General features: G+C 63.6%; 19 protein-coding genes. 10 read left to right on the forward strand and 9 right to left on the reverse strand.

Features of this window, described 5'->3' with window-relative positions; genetic code table 11:
- Window positions 1-169: 169 nt before the first annotated feature.
- Both CNX70_RS29235 and CNX70_RS29240 read left to right on the forward strand, forming a co-directional pair.
- On the forward strand, window positions 170-568 hold the full coding sequence (locus CNX70_RS29235; protein ID WP_341865518.1) for a hypothetical protein: 399 nt from the start codon (window positions 170-172) through the stop codon (window positions 566-568).
- Window positions 514-948 (forward strand): EAL domain-containing protein, encoded by a 435-nt coding sequence (locus CNX70_RS29240; protein ID WP_341865519.1) that lies wholly within the window; start codon window positions 514-516, stop codon window positions 946-948. Before CNX70_RS29235 ends, CNX70_RS29240 begins: the two co-directional genes overlap by 55 nt.
- Window positions 949-981: 33 nt before the next feature.
- Here CNX70_RS29240 and CNX70_RS16705 read toward each other — a convergent pair whose 3' ends face one another.
- The 4 genes from CNX70_RS16705 to CNX70_RS16720 form a co-directional block, all read right to left on the reverse strand.
- On the reverse strand, window positions 982-1278 hold the full coding sequence (locus tag CNX70_RS16705; protein WP_096235623.1) for a pentapeptide MXKDX repeat protein: 297 nt from the start codon (window positions 1276-1278) through the stop codon (window positions 982-984).
- A gap of 90 nt (window positions 1279-1368) precedes the next feature.
- Entirely contained in the window at window positions 1369-2100 is a 732-nt protein-coding gene (locus CNX70_RS16710) for a molybdopterin-dependent oxidoreductase (RefSeq protein WP_425269255.1), read from the reverse strand.
- A 50-nt stretch (window positions 2101-2150) separates the two neighbouring features.
- The gene (locus CNX70_RS16715) at window positions 2151-2756 is read right to left on the reverse strand and encodes a cytochrome b/b6 domain-containing protein (RefSeq protein ID WP_096235625.1); all 606 of its coding nucleotides are present in this window, start codon (window positions 2754-2756) and stop codon (window positions 2151-2153) included.
- Entirely contained in the window at window positions 2756-3562 is an 807-nt protein-coding gene (locus CNX70_RS16720) for a DUF1223 domain-containing protein (RefSeq protein WP_096235626.1), read from the reverse strand. The genes CNX70_RS16715 and CNX70_RS16720 overlap by 1 nt, the downstream gene beginning before the upstream one ends.
- Before the next feature lie 128 nt (window positions 3563-3690).
- On the opposite strand from CNX70_RS16720, the gene CNX70_RS16725 reads away from it, so the two are divergent.
- From CNX70_RS16725 to CNX70_RS16750, 6 genes are all read left to right on the forward strand, one after another.
- Window positions 3691-4290, forward strand: a complete 600-nt coding sequence (locus tag CNX70_RS16725; protein ID WP_096235627.1) for a sigma-70 family RNA polymerase sigma factor — start codon at window positions 3691-3693, stop codon at window positions 4288-4290.
- The gene (locus CNX70_RS16730; RefSeq protein WP_096235628.1) at window positions 4277-4924 is read left to right on the forward strand and encodes an NrsF family protein; all 648 of its coding nucleotides are present in this window, start codon (window positions 4277-4279) and stop codon (window positions 4922-4924) included. Before CNX70_RS16725 ends, CNX70_RS16730 begins: the two co-directional genes overlap by 14 nt.
- A 119-nt stretch (window positions 4925-5043) precedes the next feature.
- A complete protein-coding gene (locus CNX70_RS16735; protein ID WP_096235629.1) occupies window positions 5044-6540 on the forward strand; it encodes a DUF4331 domain-containing protein in 1497 nt (498 codons plus the stop codon).
- A 13-nt stretch (window positions 6541-6553) separates the two neighbouring features.
- The gene (locus CNX70_RS16740) at window positions 6554-6796 is read left to right on the forward strand and encodes a hypothetical protein (RefSeq protein ID WP_096235630.1); all 243 of its coding nucleotides are present in this window, start codon (window positions 6554-6556) and stop codon (window positions 6794-6796) included.
- Between the two features lie 67 nt (window positions 6797-6863).
- Window positions 6864-8075, forward strand: a complete 1212-nt coding sequence (locus CNX70_RS16745; protein ID WP_244198833.1) for a tetratricopeptide repeat protein — start codon at window positions 6864-6866, stop codon at window positions 8073-8075.
- On the forward strand, window positions 8072-9193 hold the full coding sequence (locus CNX70_RS16750; protein WP_096235631.1) for a HupE/UreJ family protein: 1122 nt from the start codon (window positions 8072-8074) through the stop codon (window positions 9191-9193). Before CNX70_RS16745 ends, CNX70_RS16750 begins: the two co-directional genes overlap by 4 nt.
- Window positions 9194-9205: 12 nt before the next feature.
- Here the strand turns inward: CNX70_RS16750 and CNX70_RS16755 are convergent, their stop codons facing one another.
- On the reverse strand, window positions 9206-9751 hold the full coding sequence (locus CNX70_RS16755) for an RNA 2'-phosphotransferase (RefSeq protein WP_096235632.1): 546 nt from the start codon (window positions 9749-9751) through the stop codon (window positions 9206-9208).
- Between the two features lie 17 nt (window positions 9752-9768).
- A complete protein-coding gene (locus CNX70_RS16760) occupies window positions 9769-11841 on the reverse strand; it encodes a TonB-dependent receptor (protein WP_096235633.1) in 2073 nt (690 codons plus the stop codon).
- A gap of 95 nt (window positions 11842-11936) precedes the next feature.
- Here CNX70_RS16760 and CNX70_RS16765 point away from each other — a divergent pair, with 95 nt between their 5' ends.
- Window positions 11937-13151, forward strand: a complete 1215-nt coding sequence (locus CNX70_RS16765; protein WP_096235634.1) for a response regulator — start codon at window positions 11937-11939, stop codon at window positions 13149-13151.
- Here CNX70_RS16765 and CNX70_RS16770 read toward each other — a convergent pair.
- Window positions 13136-13516 (reverse strand): immunity 22 family protein, encoded by a 381-nt coding sequence (locus CNX70_RS16770; protein ID WP_157751070.1) that lies wholly within the window; start codon window positions 13514-13516, stop codon window positions 13136-13138. The genes CNX70_RS16765 and CNX70_RS16770 overlap by 16 nt on opposite strands.
- 2 nt (window positions 13517-13518) lie before the next feature.
- Complete coding sequence (locus CNX70_RS16775) at window positions 13519-16212, reverse strand: polysaccharide deacetylase family protein (RefSeq protein ID WP_096235636.1); 2694 nt, start codon at window positions 16210-16212, stop codon at window positions 13519-13521.
- A gap of 161 nt (window positions 16213-16373) precedes the next feature.
- On the opposite strand from CNX70_RS16775, the gene CNX70_RS29135 reads away from it, so the two are divergent.
- Complete coding sequence (locus CNX70_RS29135; RefSeq protein ID WP_255206395.1) at window positions 16374-16496, forward strand: hypothetical protein; 123 nt, start codon at window positions 16374-16376, stop codon at window positions 16494-16496.
- Window positions 16497-16518: 22 nt separating this feature from the next.
- On the opposite strand, the gene CNX70_RS16780 is transcribed toward CNX70_RS29135, so the two are convergent.
- Window positions 16519-17571, reverse strand: a complete 1053-nt coding sequence (locus CNX70_RS16780; RefSeq protein WP_157751072.1) for an ABC transporter substrate-binding protein — start codon at window positions 17569-17571, stop codon at window positions 16519-16521.
- Window positions 17572-17601 lie beyond the last annotated feature (30 nt).

The following is a 17601-nucleotide window of genomic DNA, read 5'->3' on the forward strand; positions in this document are numbered from 1 at the left end:
AGCCAATCAATTATTACTATGAGGAAATTTGTATTGTTTTCTGTCTCATTTCTTCCCTGGCACAACCTTCCCCCTGTTTTGGCGCGCCATAAATATCGCGCCACTGGCGCAGGGCCGTGGTATAACTGCCACGTACACCTTGTACCTTTTATCAGAGGCCAGCGCGACCATGACGTCCTCCAGCGACACCCCGGGCCAGGCCGGGAAAAAAGCAGGCTGCAGCCAGTGCCGGGACGCCGCGCCACTGGGCTTCGATTTCACCTTTGCCTATCAACCGATCGTCGACCTGTCCACGCGCTCGATCTTTGGCCATGAAGCACTGGTGCGCGGCCCCAACGGCGAATCGGCTTACTCGGTCTTGTCGCAGGTGAATGACGAAAACCGCTATGTGTTCGACCAGGCCTGCCGCGTGCGCGCCATCGAGGGCGCGGCCCGGCTGGGCATCGAGGAATATCTGTCCATCAATTTCCTGCCGAATGCCGTGTACCGCCCGAGGCTTGCATCCAGGCCACCTTGGCGGCGGCGCGCGAATACAATTTCCCCATCCGCCGCATCATCTTCGAAGTGACCGAGGGCGAAGAAGTGCGCGACCGGCCCCACCTCGTCAACATTTTTCATGAGTATCGCCGCTTCGGCTTTCAGACGGCCATCGACGATTTCGGCGCCGGCTACGCGGGACTGAGCCTGCTGGCGGAATATCAGCCGCACATCATCAAGATCGACATGGAACTGGTGCGCGGCATCGAGGCCAGCGCGCCCAAGAAGGCGATCGTCAGGGGCATCATCGCCATTTGCAAGGAACTCAACATTAAAGTCCTTGCCGAGGGCATCGAAACGCCTGCCGAACGCGATTGTTTGAAGGAAATGGGTATCGATTTGATGCAGGGATATCTATTTTGCAAGCCGGCATTGATGGCGATAGGCGTGATCAATCCGGCAGCGTGGTGACCGGCAGTCACCACGCCCCGATCTGCGCTAGCCTTACTTGCCCATCGCATCCTTCTTCATGTCATCCTTTTTCATCTCATCCTTCTTCATGCCGTCTTTCGCCATGGCATCTTTTGCCATGCCATCCTTGGCCATGTGATCCTTTTTCATGTGTTTCTTGGCCATCGGCTTCTTCATGCCGTCCTTGTCCATCGCATCCTTGTGCATGGCGTCGGCCGAAGCGTCCTTGGCCATCGGGTCTTTCTTCATGGCATCTTGGGCAAACGCGGCGCCCGACATGAGGATGGCGGAAGCGATGATGGCGGCGAAGGTGGTGATCGTGGTTTTCATGATAAGTCCTTGTCTCTGGGTTAAATGGGCAAGTGCCCGACACTGCAAAATACTGCTACTTGGGTTTGCTACGGGTGCTGCTAAAAGTGTTCAAGAGCCGCCAAACCAGTTGTAGCCCTGATTCTCCCAATACCCTCCCGGATACGTATTCGTGACGAAAATGGCCTGGATGTGCTTGGGATTCTTGTAGCCCAGCTTGGTCGGCATGCGCAATTTCATCGGATAGCCGTATTTCGGCGGCAATTCCTCGCCGTCATACGTCAAGGCCATGATGGTTTGCGGATGCAGGGCCGTGGCCATATCGATGCTCGTAAAATAATCGTCGGCGCACTGGAAGCCGATGTATTTCGCCGTCGTGTCGGCGCCCACGCGCTTGAGGAAGTGGGAAAACGGCACGCCGCCCCACCGACCGATGGCGCTCCAGCCTTCCACGCAGATGTGGCGCGTGATTTGGGTTTCCTGTGGCAGGGCGCGCAGTTGCGGCAAGCTCCACGGCTTCTTGTCGGCAATCAAGCCGCTCAGCTCCAGGCGCCAGGCGTCGCCGTCGACCTCTTCCACTTCATCCTCGCCGTAATACGCGTTGAAGGGAAACGGCCGGGTGATCATGGAATCCGGGTAAGTCGGCGCCAGTTTGGTCGGATCAAAGAGCCAGCCCTGCACCGTGTCGTTGAAGCGCGACACCGCCGTCAGCGCCGTCTCGATGCTGGACGGGTCGCTGACGTTGCAGCCCGTCAGCAAGGACAGGCCGCCCAGGCTCAGGCTGCGCTGCAAGAACAGGCGCCGCGATGGTTGTTTGATCTGGCGCAAGGCGTCAGCCAGCATGGCCTGGCCCTGCGCTTGCACAATGATGGTCTTTTTCATGATCATATCCTTTAGCGGCCGCGCAGCATGGCGACCAGGGTGCGCGGTACCAGCGCCACCATCAGCAAGTGCACGCCGACAAAGCCCACCAGCAGCGCCATGGCGATGAAATGCACGCGGCGCGCACTCTCGTAGCCGCCCAGCAACTCGCGCAACAGGGGAAACTGCACGGATTTCCACAACACCAGGCCGGACAGCACCAGCACGATGCAATCTACCATCACGAACAGATAGGCGGCGCGCTGCACCATGTTGTAGCGGCGCGGGTCCGCATGGGCCAGCTTGCCCTTCAGCGCGGCCATGAAATCGGCCAGCAGCAGGCGCGGCGACAGGGGAAAGAACTGGCGCCGCAGCCGTCCCGAGGCAATGTTAATCGTCAGATACAGCAAGCCATTGACCACCAGCAACCACATGGCGGCGAAATGCCATTGCAGGGCGCCGCCCAGCCAGCCGCCCAGGGTCAGGACGCGCGGCAGCTCGAAGGGGAAAAACGGCGCCGCATTGTAGATGCGCCAGCCGCTGGTGGCCAGCACCACCACGGCCACGGCATTGAGCCAGTGCGTCAGGCGCAGCCAGGCGGGGTGGATCACAGCGTTGGAATCAATATGCGTATGCATCACAATACTCCCTTGGCGCATGGCGCCGTGCTGACGGCTTGCAAGATGGCGCTGCTGTCGGCCCGCTGCACGAAAGCCACCACTTGCAGGTACTCGGGGCGCCAGCTGGCGGGCAGATTGACTTCGCGGCGCAGCCGGGCGCGACCTTGCGCCAGCGCAACCGGCCCCAGCCACAGGCGCACGGCCGCATCGTGATGCAGGGTGGCGCCCCGGTTTTCGCCCCGCAGCACGGTCGAGACGATGCCGCTTTCGCTGATGGCGACATATAACTGGCCGCCCGTCTGCGCGTCCGGTGCGCTGGCATTGGCTTCAAGCAATAGTTTTCCACCCTGCCCCGGCGTGGCGGACAGGCTGATGTTGACGGGCGCGGCGGTTGCATTGATGCGGCGGATGGCGGCCGGCAGCTGCGTATCCCAGCTGCGCAATTCCGTGCCGCCCACGAAGAACTGGGGCGTGTAGGCCACATGGCGCGGCTGGTGGCGCAGCAGTTCGGCCTGGCGCGCATCGAATTGCGCCTGCGCCAGCGGGTCCGTCCAGCCGATCTGGTCCCAATACGTGACGTGCAGGGCCAGCGGCACGACCAGGCTGGCCGCCCCCGCTTCCTTGCGCAAGGCGTTCAGGCGCTGGTCGGCGGGCGGGCAGCTGGAGCAGCCTTCGCTGCTGTACAGTTCCACCAGCGCCGCCGTCTGCGGCCCGCTTTGCACGGCGCAGCGCTGGCCCGCTGCCAGCTGCGCGTACGCGGGTGCCGTCGCGGCCCACAGGCAGAGCGGAACGAGGCTGGCGGCAAGGCGGTGCTTGATATGCATGATGACTACCCGTTATAGTGAATGAAGAAGCGTGCTTGCCTGTCAATTCGCCATACGATGCGGATAGGTTACAGCCGCCAGCAAATAATTCCAGTTATTTTTTTCAACGCCTGTCACCAAAGGTCTGCATGCAACGAATACCTGTAAGCGAACACCTGCATGGCACGGAATTGCGGCTGCACGGCTTGATGCTGCGCGGGCTCGATGGCGATGCGGGCGCCTACCGCAATTTCTTGCAGGCAAGTAGCGCCCATTTGCGCGCGTTTTTCCGGCGCCGTCTGCAGCGCTGGCCGGACGAGGTGGAAGACTTGGTGCAGGAATGTTTGCTGGCCATCCACAACCAGCGCTTGACGTATGACACAGGGGTACCGCTGACGTCGTGGATTCATGCGATCGCGCGCTACAAATTGATCGACTGGCTGCGCCGGCATGGGCGGCGCGAGGCGCAGCACCAGCCGTATGACGAAGAGGATGACACGCAGCAACTGTTTTCCAGCGCCGATGCCGAGGCGGCCGAGGCCAGCCGCGACCTGGGCAAGCTGCTGGCCACCTTGCCGGCGCAACAGCGCGACGCCATCGTGCATACCAAACTCGAAGGCTGGTCCGTACGCGACACGGCCGCCGCCATGGACATTTCGGAAGCCAGCGTCAAGGTGGCCGTGCATCGCGGCTTGAAGGCACTGGCGGCCAATTTAAGGATAGAGGAAACGCACCATGAAAACCGATGACTTGATCGCCATGCTGGCCAGCGGCCCGGACGTGGCCGCCGCAGCGCCGCCCGGCACGCACTGGCGCGCCGCAGGCACTGTGGGCGCCGGCCTGCTGGCCAGCGTGGCCCTGATGGCCATGCTGCTGGGCGTGCGCCCCAACCTGGAACAACTGGCCCTGCTACCCGATTTCTGGATCAAGGTTGGCTTTGTCGCGTGCGTCTGCCTGGCGGCCTGGCACGTCAGCCGCCGCCTGTGCGTGCCGGGCGCCAGCACGCGCGCCCTGCCCCTGCTGCTCGCTCTGCCCGTGCTGCTGATGTGGGCGCTGGGCGCCATCATCCTGAACGAAGCACCGCCCGAACAGCGCGCCGAACTGTTCTGGGGCGCCACCTGGCGCAGCTGCCCCTTGCTGATCGCCACCCTCTCCTTGCCCATCCTGGCCGCCGTGCTGCGCCTGATGCGCCAGCTGGCGCCCACGCGGCTGCGGCTAGCGGGCGCGGCTGCCGGCTTTGCCGCCGGCGCCATGGCCGCGCTCGTGTACTGCCTGCATTGCCCCGAACTGGCGGCCAGCTTCATCGGTTTCTGGTACGTGCTGGGCATGCTGGTGCCGACCGCCATCGGCGCGACCCTTGGCCCCAAGGTGCTGGCCTGGTAAGTCCCGGGCGGTCCTTGTCAAGGAACTGAATCCGTTTTCTCCCGTCGTGCGTATAAGTCAGGCAGCCTGCAGTTTTTTGGACTTGCCTGTCAACGCCAACAAAAATCGGGAGAATCAAAATGTCTTTGTCAATATCGAAAACCGCGCTGGGCGCGGCCATCCTAGGCAACTTTCTGGCGGCGGCCATTGCCCCGCCCGCTTTTGCCTCCAGCCACCGCGAAGCGCCGTTTATCACGCAAAACCCCAAGGTCGACGCCACCGACTTTTATATGTTCCGCAGCTATGAAACGGGCCGCGGCGCCTACACCACCCTGGTGGCCGACTACATCCCCCTGCAAGACGCCTACGGCGGACCCAACTACTTTGCCATGGACCCGAACGCCCTGTACGAAATTCATATCGACAACAATGGCGACGGCAAGGAAGACCTCACTTTCCAGTTCCGCTTCAGCAACACCATCAAGGATGGCCAGTTCACCGTGGGTGGCAAGAAAGTCTCGATTCCGCTGGTCATCAACGGCGGCGCCATCGATTCCGTCAACCCGGCCGGCCTGAATGTGCGCGAAACCTATAGCGTGACGGTGGTGCGGGGCGACCGGCGCACGGGCACGCGCAGCAGCGTGACCAACGCCACGGGCGGCGGCACGACCTTCGACAAGCCCGTTGACAACATCGGCACCAAGTCCATCCCCAACTACGCCGCGTATGCCGCGCAGCACGTGTATGCCGTCAACATTCCCGGCTGCGCCACGCCGGCGCGCCTGTTCGTCGGCCAGCGCAAGGACCCGTTCGTGGTGAACCTGGGCGAAACGTTCGATTTGATTAACATCAAGGCGCCCGCCACGGAGTTTGCCGCAAATGCGGAGTCGGCCGCCAAGGATGACCTGGCACGCAAAAACGTCACGGCCATCGAGATGGAAGTGCCGACCGCCTGCCTGACGGCGGGCCTGGAGCCCGTCATCGGCGGCTGGACCACGGCCAGCCTGCGCCAGGGACGCCTGCTGAATCCGGCGCCGGGTAGCACTGCGGCATCGAAGGAAGGCGGCGCGTGGGTGCAGGTGTCGCGTTTGGGCATGCCGCTGGTGAATGAACTGGTCATCGGCCTGAAGGACAAGGACCGCTTCAACGCCAGCAAGCCGTCGGGCGACGCACAATTTGCCGACTACGTCACTAACCCAACGGCGCCAGCGCTGGTGGAAGTGCTGTTCGGCTCGGCAGGTGCCAAGGCGCCCACCAACTTCCCCCGCAACGACCTGGTGGCCACCTTCTTGACGGGCATCAAGGGCGTGAACCAGCCAGTCACCGTGACAGCCTCGGAAATGCTGCGTCTGAATACCTCCATCGCGCCCACCGCAGTTGGATCGCAAAAGCGCCTGGGCGTGATTGATGGCGACAACGCAGGCTTCCCGAACGGCCGCCGCCCTGGCGACGACGTGGTCGACGTGGTGCTGCGCGTGGCCATGGGCAAGCTGTGCACCTTGAACATCGGCTGCGCCCCGGCCGACGCCCCCGCCGGCGCCCTGCACTTCACGGATGGCGCTTTCCTGGATGAAACCTTCTTCACGGCGGGTTTCCCTTACCTGAAAACGCCCGTGGCCGGTTCGCCGCAGCTGTAACGAGGAGAACGCGATGAAAAAGCTCCATTTACTCAGCGCCCTGGCGCTCACGGCCTTGCTGGCCGGCTGCGGCGGCGGCAGCAGCAGCCACGGCGACGATAACGGCGGCACCACGCCGCCGCCTGTGGTCTTGCTCGATGCGTTTTATGTAGCCGTCAGCAACGTCATTTTGACCACCAGCGATGACAAGGATGGCGTGGGCATCGACGCCATCATGGCGACGTCGCCGGAAGACACGGAACCGGTGCCGCTGTAAGGCCCTTGCGGGCGCCTGGGAGTCAGCTCTCGGGCGCCCGTATCAATGACTGTTGATGGCATCCATGATGAAAACACCGCTCCCCCTGCTGTGCGCCTGCCTGCCCCTGCTGGCATGTGCCGCGCCCTACACGCCGAAAGACGGCAGCGCCGTCATCGAACAGCTGCCGCGCCGTGCCGACGCCACGCAGCTCGCCTTGCGCGGCCTGCGCCAGCAACTCAACGCCACGCCGGACGACCTGGCCATGGCCACCGGCCTGGCGCAGCGCTACATCGCCCTGGCGCGCAGCGAAACGGACCCGCGCTACCTGGGCTACGCGCAAGCGGCGCTGGCGCCCTGGTGGCGGCAAACGGCGCCGCCCTTGCCCGTGCGTTTGCTGCGTGCCACCATCCTGCAAAGCACCCACCAGTTCGGCCCCGCCCTGCAAGACCTCGACGCCGTCATCGCGCAGCAGCCGCAACACGCCCAGGCCTGGCTGACGCGCGCCACCGTCCTCACCGTGCAGGGCGACTACACCCAAGCGACAGCGGCCTGCGCGCGCCTGTCGGCCTTGACCACACAACTGGTCACCGTCACCTGCCTTGCCAATATCGCCAGCGTCACGGGCCGCGCCGCCAGCAGCGAGCGTTTGCTGGACCTGACCCTGCGGCGCAGCGCCGGCACGGCGCCCGAACTCGATAGCTGGGCCCTGACCCTGCTGGCGGAAATGGCCACGCGGCGCGGAGAGTTGGCGCTGGCCGAGGCGCGCTACCAGCAAGCGCTGGCGCAGCAGCCGCGCGACAGCTATCTGCTGGGCGCCTACGGGGATTTCCTGCTCGACCGGCAACGCCCGCAGGACGTCGTCAAGTTATTGAAAGACCAGCAGCGCATCGACGCCCTGCTGCTGCGTTACGCGCTGGCCCTGCAAGCGCTGCCCGGCAAGCAAACGGCATTCCTGGCGGCCAAAGCGGAACTGGCGGCCCGCTTCAACGCCGCCATGCAACGGGGAGACACCGTACACCAGCGCGAACAAGCGCGTTTCACCCTGTTCTTGCAACAGGATGCGCCCGCAGCCCTGCAACTGGCGCAGCAGAACTGGGCCATCCAGAAGGAAGTTCCCGACATGCGCATCTTGCTGGAAGCGGCCCTGGCCGCGCGCAATGACGAGGCCGCGCAACCCGTGCTGGCCTGGATCGAGGCCAACGGCGTGGAAGACACGGCCCTGCAGCGGCTCGTCAGGCAGCTGGGGCCGCAGGATGGGCAGAAAGTCAGTTTTGTCAAAAAAGCGGGGGTACTATGAAGCGCTGCCTTTTCATCCTGCTGCTGTGCGCCTGGCTGGCTCCTGCGCAAGCCCACAAGCCCAGCGACAGTTATCTGAGCCTGGCGGTGCACGACCGGCAGATCGAAGGACAATGGGATATCGCCCTGCGCGACCTCGATTTCGCCATCGGCCTCGATGGCAATGGCGACGGCGCCCTGACCTGGGATGAAATCCGCGCGCGCCACGCGGCGATTGCCGCCTACGCGCTGCAGCGCCTGCAAGTGACCAGCGACCAGGGCGCGTGCCCGTTGACAGCCGTCGAGCAGTTGATCGACCACCACACGGACGGCGCCTACAGCGTGCTGCGCTTTCGCGCCGACTGTCCCGGCGGCGCTGCGCCTGCCAGTATGACCATCGGCTACACCCTGTTCGCCGACCTCGACCCGCAGCACAAGGGCCTAGTAAAAATCAATAGCGGCGGCACGACGCAAACAGCCATCTTCGACCCGGACAGCCCCCGCCAGACGATTTCGCTGGCCGCGCCGGACCGCCTGGCGCAATTCGGCGCCTACGTGAAACACGGCATCTGGCATATCTGGATCGGCTACGACCATATTTTGTTTTTGCTGTCTTTGCTGCTGCCGGCCGTGCTGCTGCCCGGCTTGCGCGAGCAGCAGCACGGCTTGAAGGCGGCGTTTGTCGACGTGCTGAAAGTCGTCACCGCGTTCACGCTCGCCCATTCCCTCACCCTGAGCCTGGCCAGCCTGTCCGTGGTGTCCCTGCCCTCGCGCTGGGTGGAATCGGCCATCGCCGCGTCCGTGATCCTGGCCGCGCTGAACAACCTGCTGCCCCTGTTCCGCGGCAAGCGCCCTGTGGCCGCCTTCGTATTCGGCCTGATCCACGGTTTCGGCTTTGCCAGCGTGCTGCGCGACCTGGGCTTGCCGCAGGGTTCCTTGCTGGCCAGCTTGCTGGGCTTCAACCTCGGCGTTGAAATCGGCCAGTTGGCCATCGTCGCCGCCTTTTTACCCGTCGCCTGGCTGCTGCGCAAGACCTGGCTGTACCGGCAAGTGCTGACCGTGGGATCGGTGGCGATTGCCGTGGTGGCGTGCGTGTGGCTGGTCGAACGGATAGCCGACATCAAGCTCATCAGCGCATGAGCGCATGCCGATTCAAGGAAAGCCGATAAATCCTGCCGGCACGGCCTGCGTCAGCCACACGCCATTGTCGGACACATAAAACACGTGGCCCTGCGCCTGCATGGCAGCCGCATCCACCGTCAGCACGACGGGCTTGCCATGGCGCTCCCCGACGGCCACGGCCGTTGCGTGGTTGGCAGACAGGTGCACATGGTTGCGCGATCCCGACAGCAGGCCGGCAACGCGGATCGCTTCCACGAAGCGGCTGGCCGTGCCGTGGAACAGCATGGCCGGCGGCGTGGCGGCCGGCAGAGCGATATCGACGGCGGCCAAGGAATGCCCCTGGTTGGCGCGGATGCGCAGGCCGTCGTCGCTGATGGCATAGCGCGTCTTGCTGTCGCGCGCCACCACGTCATCCAAGTGTTCACGGGAAATAGGACGGCCATGGCTGGCCGATTGCGTCAGCAGCTGGCCGATGTCGGCCCAGCCCTGGGGATCGAGCGCGAGGCCGATTTTTTCTGGCGCGTGGCGCAGTATGAGGGAAAGAAATTTACTGGTACTTACTAGGTCATCTGTCATGCCCCAGTTTACCGTTATCAGAACGCATATGACAAGCTCAGGCGTGCGGAACGGGGCTCCACCGGATGGAAATGCCGGTCGTTCACGCCGTCCGCCGCCTCGCCGGGCAGGCGCGACGCATAGTAATAATCGATGTCGCTGGCGCGCCTGTTGAACAGGTTGAACACGTCGAGCGCGATGCGCGTCTTGCGGTTGAGCTGATACGCGAGACGCGCATACGCCAGGGTCGTCGAGGCGGAGCGCACGCTATTGTCCTCGATCAAGGGACGGGGACCGAAATAGCGCAGCTGCAAGGCACCCGACCACGGCCCCCGGTCCGTCACCGTAACGCCAAACGAGGCCACCTTGTCAATTGAGCCGGGAATGAAGTTGCCGGCCGGATCATTTTGCGTATAGCGCGAGCGCGAAGCGGCCAGGTCCAGGTCGAATTGCAGCCAGGGTGCGGCAACATAATGGTTGTTCCACTCGATGCCATGGCGGCGGCTGGCGCGGCTGGGCTGTGTTTCGCCCGCGTCGCCCACGAACAGCAGTTCGGACGCGACGTCGAGGCGCCACAGGGCCAGCGAGCTTTGCAGGCCCGGCAGCCATTGCGTGCGCGCGCCCAGTTCCATGCCCCTGGTCGGCACCAGGGGCGTGACGGGAGCCGATGACGTGCCATCGGGCAAGCGCGTCTGCGTCGTACCCCGCGCATCGTTGCTATGGAAACCCTTGCCGTAGTTCACGAAAAACTCCGTCTGACTCCACGGACCGAGGATCAATGACAGCTTCGGCGACACCACATGGTCCTGGGCCGCGCCGCTGTTGCCCTCCACGCTGCTATCGACCTTGAAACGGTAGGCGTCATAGCGCAAGCCCGCCACCGAACGCAGCCAGGGCAGCCATTGCACGGTATTTTCACCATACACGCCGATGCTGGCCTCGCGCACTCGGTCTTCGCGCACGGTGGCTTGCCGCACCCGCGCCAGCGTGCTGTACAGGCCCACGGGCGACAGCCGGTCGACACGTGCCTGCACGCCGAGCTTGTTGCGCAGGGGAAGACCGAACAGCTGCGTGGTCCAGCTTTCGCTGGCGTTCACGCCCGCCACCGTGCGCCGCTCGCTTTGCTGGAACTGGTCGCCCTGCCCCGGATTGGCCAGGAAATACGTGAAATCGCTGTTGAGTTCCAGCTGCGAGCGGATCAGGTACGCGTCAAACTCGAACAAGCGGTTTTGCGTGCGCTGGCGCAAGGCGTAGGACAGGCTGGTGCGCGACGTATCTCCGCCGTCGCTGGGTGCCAGCGAACCAAAACGGCCGATCTGGCCGGATTCCACGGCGCGCAGCGGTACCTGGTCGGTGGCGTTCCAACTGTTCTTGTAGGCCATGGCCGTCACGCTGAATCCATTGTCTGCCGTGCCCTGGCTGTAGCGCAGCACGCCGCTGTATTTACGGACGTTTTCCGGCACGTCCCAGGGACCGTTGTTACGGTTCACTTCCAGGCCATACAGCAGGGTGCCCTGCCCCGCAGCGGCCGAATCGGCCACGACGCCACGCAGATAGCCATGCTGGCCGACGGACACGCTGGCCTGCCCTTGCGGCAATCTGTCAGCCAGGCGGATGCGGGCTGCCCCTGCCGAGGAAAAATCGCCTTCGCTGGCGAAATACGGCCCCTTCCTGTAGTCGATGCGCTGCACCAGTTCGGGAATGAGGAAATTAAGGTCGGAATAGCCTTGCCCGTGCGCATGCGTGCGCATATTCACGGGCATGCCGTCGACATAAGTGGCGAAATCCGTGCCGTGGTCGAGGTTAAAGCCGCGCAAGAAATACTGGTTGGCCTTGCCGTCGCCGCTGTGCTGGGTGACGATCAGCCCCGGCACGAATTCCAGCAACTCGCCCGTGCGCAAGGCGGGCCGGTTGACGATCAATTCGCTGTTGATGACGCCCTGGCTGGCCGCGTCCGAGGTGCCGACGGCATTGTCGTAGTGACCCGTCACGCGCACGGTGCGCGACTCATCGGTGGACGGTGCGGCCTGCGGCGTGGCCCCCGCCCTGGGCGCCACGGACAGCAGCGCCAGCGCACAAGCTGCCAGCTGTTTGCGTTTTATCAATGGCATGGCGTCTCCTCTTTTTATGATGTCAGTACAGGCTCCTGTGGGATATATACGCGGCAGGCCGGCTGCCTGGATTCAGAAATTTTCAAGGAGCGAGCGTGGACCTGAGCGACAGCACCGGCAAGGCGAGCAAAACCGCCACGGCGGCCGTGCGCAAGCGCGACGTGCTGCCGTATATCCTGCTGTTCATCTTGCTGGCGGGTCTGCTGGCCGTGCTGGCAGGCGCCCTGCTGCCGCCGTACTACCACGCCGTGCCTGCCATGCTGTGGAGCCTGGGCTTTTGCGTCAGCGGCATGCTGCTGGGCTTTTTGTTCGGCATCCCGCGCAGCCTGCCATCGGGCACCGTCAACGCCGCGCCGGCCGACGAGCGGGCCAATGGCAAGGGCCGCCCCACGGACGAGCCACCAGCTGCGGGGGCCGATACGGTAGCCAGCAATACCCTGTTTTTGGGCACACCCACGCCCATGGAAATCAATTCCAACCTGGTGGAAGTGTCGGACTGGCTGACGAAAATCATCGTGGGCGTGGGTTTGATCGAGCTCAAAAGCCTGCCCGGCAGCGCGCGCAACATGGCCGCCTTCATCGCGCCCAGCCTGGCCACGGACGCGCCCACGGCCATGGCGGTGGTGGGCGGCATCATGCTGTTCTTTTCCGTGCATGGTTTCCTGATCGGCTACCTGCTCACGCGCATTTACCTGTCCATCATGATCAAGCGCGCTGACAGCCTCGTCAAAAATGAATCCGTGCGCCTGGAAAGCGGCAAGGAAATCGAAGTGACGGAGCTCAGCCGTTTGCAGCAAAAGTCGCTCGACGACATGCAGGAAGCCATCACGCAGCTGTTGCTGGCCCATCCGCCCGATGGCGGCGCCGCCGTCACGGCCCTGGCCGGCGTGCCGACGGCGCAAAAGCCGTCCAGCCTGGTGCTCTGGCTGGACGACCATCCGCGCAACAATACCTTGCTGGTGGAGCAGCTGGAACGGGAAAACATCAAGGTCGACCAGGCCGTGTCGACCAGGCAGGCGCTGGCCATGCTGCAACAGAAGCACTATGCGCTGTTCATCACGGACATGGCCAGGGTGGAAAACGGCCGCCGCATCAAGGATGCGGGCGTGCGCACGGTACGCGAGGTGGGGCAAGTGCAGCCGGAGCTGCCCATCATCGTGTATTGCAGCAAGGATACGGTCGCCAGCTACGGCACGGAAGCGGAGGCGGCCGGCGCCCGTTTCATCACCACCTCGGGCACCAGCCTGCTGGCGGCAATCAACAAGCTATTGCACGAGGGACGGGGGGATGGCGCTCAGCCACCGGCGTAGGCATAGCTGCCCACGTAATACAGCGAACTGCGCTGCGGGTGCGCCAGTTGATTTGGCGCAAACACGCACACGCAAGTATCGGCCAGCACGCCCTGCGCCGCCGCGTCCGCGCAGGCCTGCGCCAGCCAGCTGTCGCCATACGACACGCCGTCGAGCAACTGCGCCAGCGGCGCGGGCGACGCCAGCATGGCGCTTTCAAAACAGGCTGGCTCGTAACACGTGAGACCCGTTTCCAGGAAGAATGGCGACGGTACTTCATCGCCATCTTCCGTGTACGTGGGCGCCAGATAGGCTTGCAGCGCTTCCCGGCTGGCGAAGCGGCCGCTGCAGACAAATACGTGGACGATGGGCACGCTGTCGGACACGCTTACAGCTTCTCCATCTTTTGCCGCACGGCCGGCGCCGTCGACGCCGTAGGCGCCAATTCCAGATAGGTTTTGTACGCGGCCTTGGCCTTGGCCGCATCGCCAGCCTTGGCATACGCGTCGCCCAGGTTCAAATAGGCGATGGCGCGCGACGGGTCCATCCTGACCGTGTTTTCAAACCAGCGCGCCGCTTCGCGGTATTTTTCCTGCTTGTAGAAGACAAAGCCCAGGTTGTTGGCCGCCAGCGCAAAGTCGGGACGCAATTTCAGCGCTTCCGTAAATTGCGCTTCCGCCGCCGCATACTGCTTCTCCTTGTACAGCTGCAAGCCACGGTCGTTGGCCCGCTGCGCCAACTGGCGCGTGGAGGTCGGCACGGCGCCCGGCGTGACGATCTTCTGTTCCCCGCCCTGCAAATCCTTCACCGTGACGCTGGCCGCTTGCGGCTTGGCATCGAGCTTGCTGTTCAGGGCGATGGCTTCCGTCGACAGCTGCGTCGTGTTCGGGCTGAGGAATTCTGTTTCGCCCGGCAATTCAAAGACGAAATCGCCCCCTTCCGAGCCGGGCAAGCTGCCAAACGCGGGCGTCTGGTTCGACACGCTGGAGACGGCCGGCGCCACATACGCCGCCAGTTCCGTCGCCGTGATCAAGCCGTCGCCGTTCAGGTCGCCCTTGCCCGCCAGGCCTTGCAGCAGGGTCCACGTGAACACGGAGTGGCCGTTCGGCCCGCCGTCGGCCACCAGCTGGTCGCCGCCGCCGGCCGTCAGCATTTGCCGGCCGATGCGCCTGGCATTGTCGCGCAGGAAAGAGCTGGAACCGGCGCCACGGGTAAGGCCCAGGCCGCTGTAGCAGGCATCCATGACGAAGAATGCATGCTTGGCCGTCAGACTTTCCGCGATATTCTGGATTTCCGTCATCGGAATCGCGTCTGTGGCGAATTGTGCCGGGTCGGAATCGACGGGCACGATATAGCCGAGGTCACGCCCGGAACTGAGCTTGCGCGTGGCGCCGTGGCCAGCAAAGAACACGAAGATGCGGTCATTCTTTTGCACGCCGCCATGCGCCAGCTTGTCGTGGAAGGCGGCCAGGATGTTGTTGCGCGTCGCTTCGCCATTCTTCAGGGTCACGACGCGTTCGGGCGCAAACGCGAATTTCTCGATCAGGGTTTCGCGGATGCCTTGCGCATCGCGCACCGCATATTGCAGTTTTGGCCATTTCGCATAATCGTCGATGCCGATCACCACGGCCCAGGAATTGGCGTAACCCGTGGTCACGGGCACTTTCTCGGGCGCGGGCGCCGTGCTTTTTGCCACCTGGAAGCTGGTGCCATCCCAGCCCGCGAATTGATAGCCTTCGGCGATCAGCTTGTCTAGCACGGCCGGCAAGGCTTTCACCGTGCGCTCGTGGATGTCGTGGAACAGGACGATGCCGCGTCCCGCCTTGTCGACGGAGGCCAGCACGCGATTCGTGATGGAGCTGGGCACGGGGTCGGCCCAGTCCAGCGAATCGATATTCCACATCACGGATTTCAGATGGGCATCAGCCAGCGCGGCCATGCCTTCGCTATTGCGCGCGCCATACGGAAAGCGGAACAGCGCGGCCCGCTCGGGGCTGATGGCTTTCAACAAGGTGTCGGTGCCGAGGATTTCCCCTTTCAGCTTGTCGCCCGTCTGCTTCGACAATTGTGCGTGGCTGAAACTGTGGTTGCCTACGGCATAACCCTCTTGCATCAGCTTGCGGCTCACTTCCGCGCCCGCACCCAGCTTGGCGTGACCTTCCGCGTCGAGCGAACCCAGGTTGCGCCCCACGTTGAAGAACACGGCCGGTACGCCATACTGCTTCAGGATGGCGCTGATTTCTTCCGTGTAACGGCGGTGCGGGCCGTCGTCGAAGGTCAGCACGATGGTTTTCTTCGGCAAGCCCAGGCCAAAGATTTCCGCCTCATCCTTCTTTGGCGCCGGCTTGGCTTCCGGGACGGAACCTGCTGGCGGTACCGCATATGGCACGACGATGCCGTTTTCCTTCAAAATCTGTTCGCGGCTGTAGAGCTTTTTCAGCTGCGCCACGTAATCGTCCCAGCGCTCGCGCTTGAGTTCAATGGAACGCTGGCCCAGGTTGCCGAAAATTTGCCGGATTTCCTTTTCGTAATTGCGTTCGATCTCGCCCAGCGCATCGAGGTCTTCCGAAATGCGCTTGTGCAACTTGATCGCCGGCAAGGAGGAATCCTTGGCCACGTCGGCTAGCATGCTTTGCAACAATTCGCGGAAAGCCAGGCGGTCCGCGTCGTACAGGCTGGGGTCCGATTCGATATACGTCAGCAGACTGTCGAGCGCTTCGAAGCGGCCGGGATTCGTGGGCGCCGTCAATTGATCCAGCGCAAGATCGAGCTTGGCGATGCGTTCCTGGTTTTCATGGAACAGCGCCTGCCCCACTTTACGGGCTTCGTCGCGCGCGCCTTCCGGCAAGCTTTGCTCGTCGGCCAGCAGCACGATGATCTTGCGAAAATTGGCCAGCAAGTCGCGGAACTGGCTGGCCACGGCGGCCGTATCGACGGCGGACTGCGGCGCGGCGACCGGGCTGCCCGAGGCGGGAGCGCCCGGCGTGGCGGTGGCGGCGGGACGGGTATAGGTATAAATGCAGGCCCCAGCGGCGAGGGCCACGACGACGGTGGCGGCGATCTTGATCGGTTTGGAAGTCACAGGCTTGTCATTCCCTTCACATACTATGCATAACATTCAGATGGCGCGGATGCGCACGATGCATAATTGTAAAGCACGCTCAGCACAAGCTCAGCCCGCACGCTGAATTTCGGCAATAATATTGCTGCACACATTCATAGATAGTGAAAACGGAAAAGACGATGCACAAGAAACTCTGCGCGGCGGCGCTGATGCTGGGCGTGGCCCTGATGCTGCTGCAATTGCGCGCGCATGCGGGCGACGACGTGATCAATGTGGCTGGACGCGTATGCCTGCCGCACTGAACCACGCGCCCGTGCTCCAGAGCTACACCTTGGCCGGTTCCCAGTAATTGGACAGGCCCAGCTTTTTCAGGCCGGCCGCCACGAAACGCGGCTCCAGCAATTCCTCCGCCGTCAACGGTAGTCGGATCAGCTTTTGTTCCTGCGCAAACGCCAGTACCCTGCGGTAATGCCGGTACACGGCGTCGTCGTACAGGGGCGACCAGCGCTCCTTCCACTGCAAGCCAGGATCGTCGTAGCTGCGCCGCACCACGCTGTCGGGCGTGCCATTGCGCGTGCCATCCTTGATGACGGCTTCGCGGTTGGCGTCCAGTGCCGCCCAATGCTGGGCCCGCAGCCAGGCCGTGGCCACCAGTTCCGCGATCTCGGGATGGGCTTGCGTAAAGTCGCGCCGCGCCCACAGTTCCGCGCGCATTTTACGCTCCGGCAAGCCCTTGCTGGACCAGATGATGCGGCCAATGCCCTTGTCTTCCAAGGGATAGCCATTGATCATGAACAAGGCGTCGACGGCGCCCGTGGCCAGCGCTGCCGTGCCCGGTTTGAGGTCCATATTGATCAGGCGAAAATCCGTGGGCGACATGCGCTGGTCGGCGATCAACTGGCGCAGCCCCAGTTCCCATGGCCGGCCCCGGTGCACGCTGATGCGCTTGCCCTTCAAGTCGGCCAATGACGTGGCGCGCGAACTGGTGGGCACCAGCAGGAACTGGTCCGTGCCCCGCCCCGCCGGCACGATCACCTGCGTGCGCACGCCGCCCGCGTTGAGGATGACGGAAGGCAAGTCGCCATACGCGGCCATGTCGATGCGCCCGCTGGCGAACGCCTCGTTCATGGTCGCGCCCGTGTCGCCCGTGACGGGCAGCCATTCCAGACGCACGCCGCGCTGCTTGAGCTCGCGCGCCAGCCAGCCTTCCTGCTGCACCCGGTAAGCGATGCCGCCCAGTTCCGCCCTGCCATTTTCCGCAAAGCCCGTCGAGGCGATACGCAGGGCCGCCGGTGGCGCCCCCACTTTCACCGCCGACACCGCCTGTCCCGCCAGGGGCAGCAGCGCCAGCCCGCCCATCACCGTGCGTCGCCGCATCGCATTCTCCTCATCATCATGCATGGCCAC

The organism is Janthinobacterium svalbardense (assembly GCF_002327145.1).
GTDB lineage: Bacteria > Pseudomonadota > Gammaproteobacteria > Burkholderiales > Burkholderiaceae_D > Janthinobacterium > Janthinobacterium tructae.

Excerpts from the sequence above, each read along its gene's own strand:
- CNX70_RS16735 (WP_096235629.1), top strand. The coding sequence starts at position 5,044 with ATGTCTTTGTCAATATCGAAAACCGCGCTGGGCGCGGCCATCCTAGGC.
- CNX70_RS16725 (WP_096235627.1), top strand. The coding sequence starts at position 3,691 with ATGCAACGAATACCTGTAAGCGAACACCTGCATGGCACGGAATTGCGG.
- CNX70_RS16745 (WP_244198833.1), top strand. The coding sequence starts at position 6,864 with ATGAAAACACCGCTCCCCCTGCTGTGCGCCTGCCTGCCCCTGCTGGCA.
- CNX70_RS16780 (WP_157751072.1), bottom strand. The coding sequence starts at position 17,571 with ATGCGGCGACGCACGGTGATGGGCGGGCTGGCGCTGCTGCCCCTGGCG.
- CNX70_RS16750 (WP_096235631.1), top strand. The coding sequence starts at position 8,072 with ATGAAGCGCTGCCTTTTCATCCTGCTGCTGTGCGCCTGGCTGGCTCCT.
- CNX70_RS29235 (WP_341865518.1), top strand. The coding sequence starts at position 170 with ATGACGTCCTCCAGCGACACCCCGGGCCAGGCCGGGAAAAAAGCAGGC.
- CNX70_RS16760 (WP_096235633.1), bottom strand. The coding sequence starts at position 11,841 with ATGCCATTGATAAAACGCAAACAGCTGGCAGCTTGTGCGCTGGCGCTG.
- CNX70_RS16755 (WP_096235632.1), bottom strand. The coding sequence starts at position 9,751 with ATGACAGATGACCTAGTAAGTACCAGTAAATTTCTTTCCCTCATACTG.
- CNX70_RS29135 (WP_255206395.1), top strand. The coding sequence starts at position 16,374 with ATGCACAAGAAACTCTGCGCGGCGGCGCTGATGCTGGGCGTGGCCCTG.
- CNX70_RS16720 (WP_096235626.1), bottom strand. The coding sequence starts at position 3,562 with ATGCATATCAAGCACCGCCTTGCCGCCAGCCTCGTTCCGCTCTGCCTG.
- CNX70_RS16715 (WP_096235625.1), bottom strand. The coding sequence starts at position 2,756 with ATGCATACGCATATTGATTCCAACGCTGTGATCCACCCCGCCTGGCTG.
- CNX70_RS16705 (WP_096235623.1), bottom strand. The coding sequence starts at position 1,278 with ATGAAAACCACGATCACCACCTTCGCCGCCATCATCGCTTCCGCCATC.
- CNX70_RS16710 (WP_425269255.1), bottom strand. The coding sequence starts at position 2,100 with ATGCTGGCTGACGCCTTGCGCCAGATCAAACAACCATCGCGGCGCCTG.
- CNX70_RS16740 (WP_096235630.1), top strand. The coding sequence starts at position 6,554 with ATGAAAAAGCTCCATTTACTCAGCGCCCTGGCGCTCACGGCCTTGCTG.
- CNX70_RS16730 (WP_096235628.1), top strand. The coding sequence starts at position 4,277 with ATGAAAACCGATGACTTGATCGCCATGCTGGCCAGCGGCCCGGACGTG.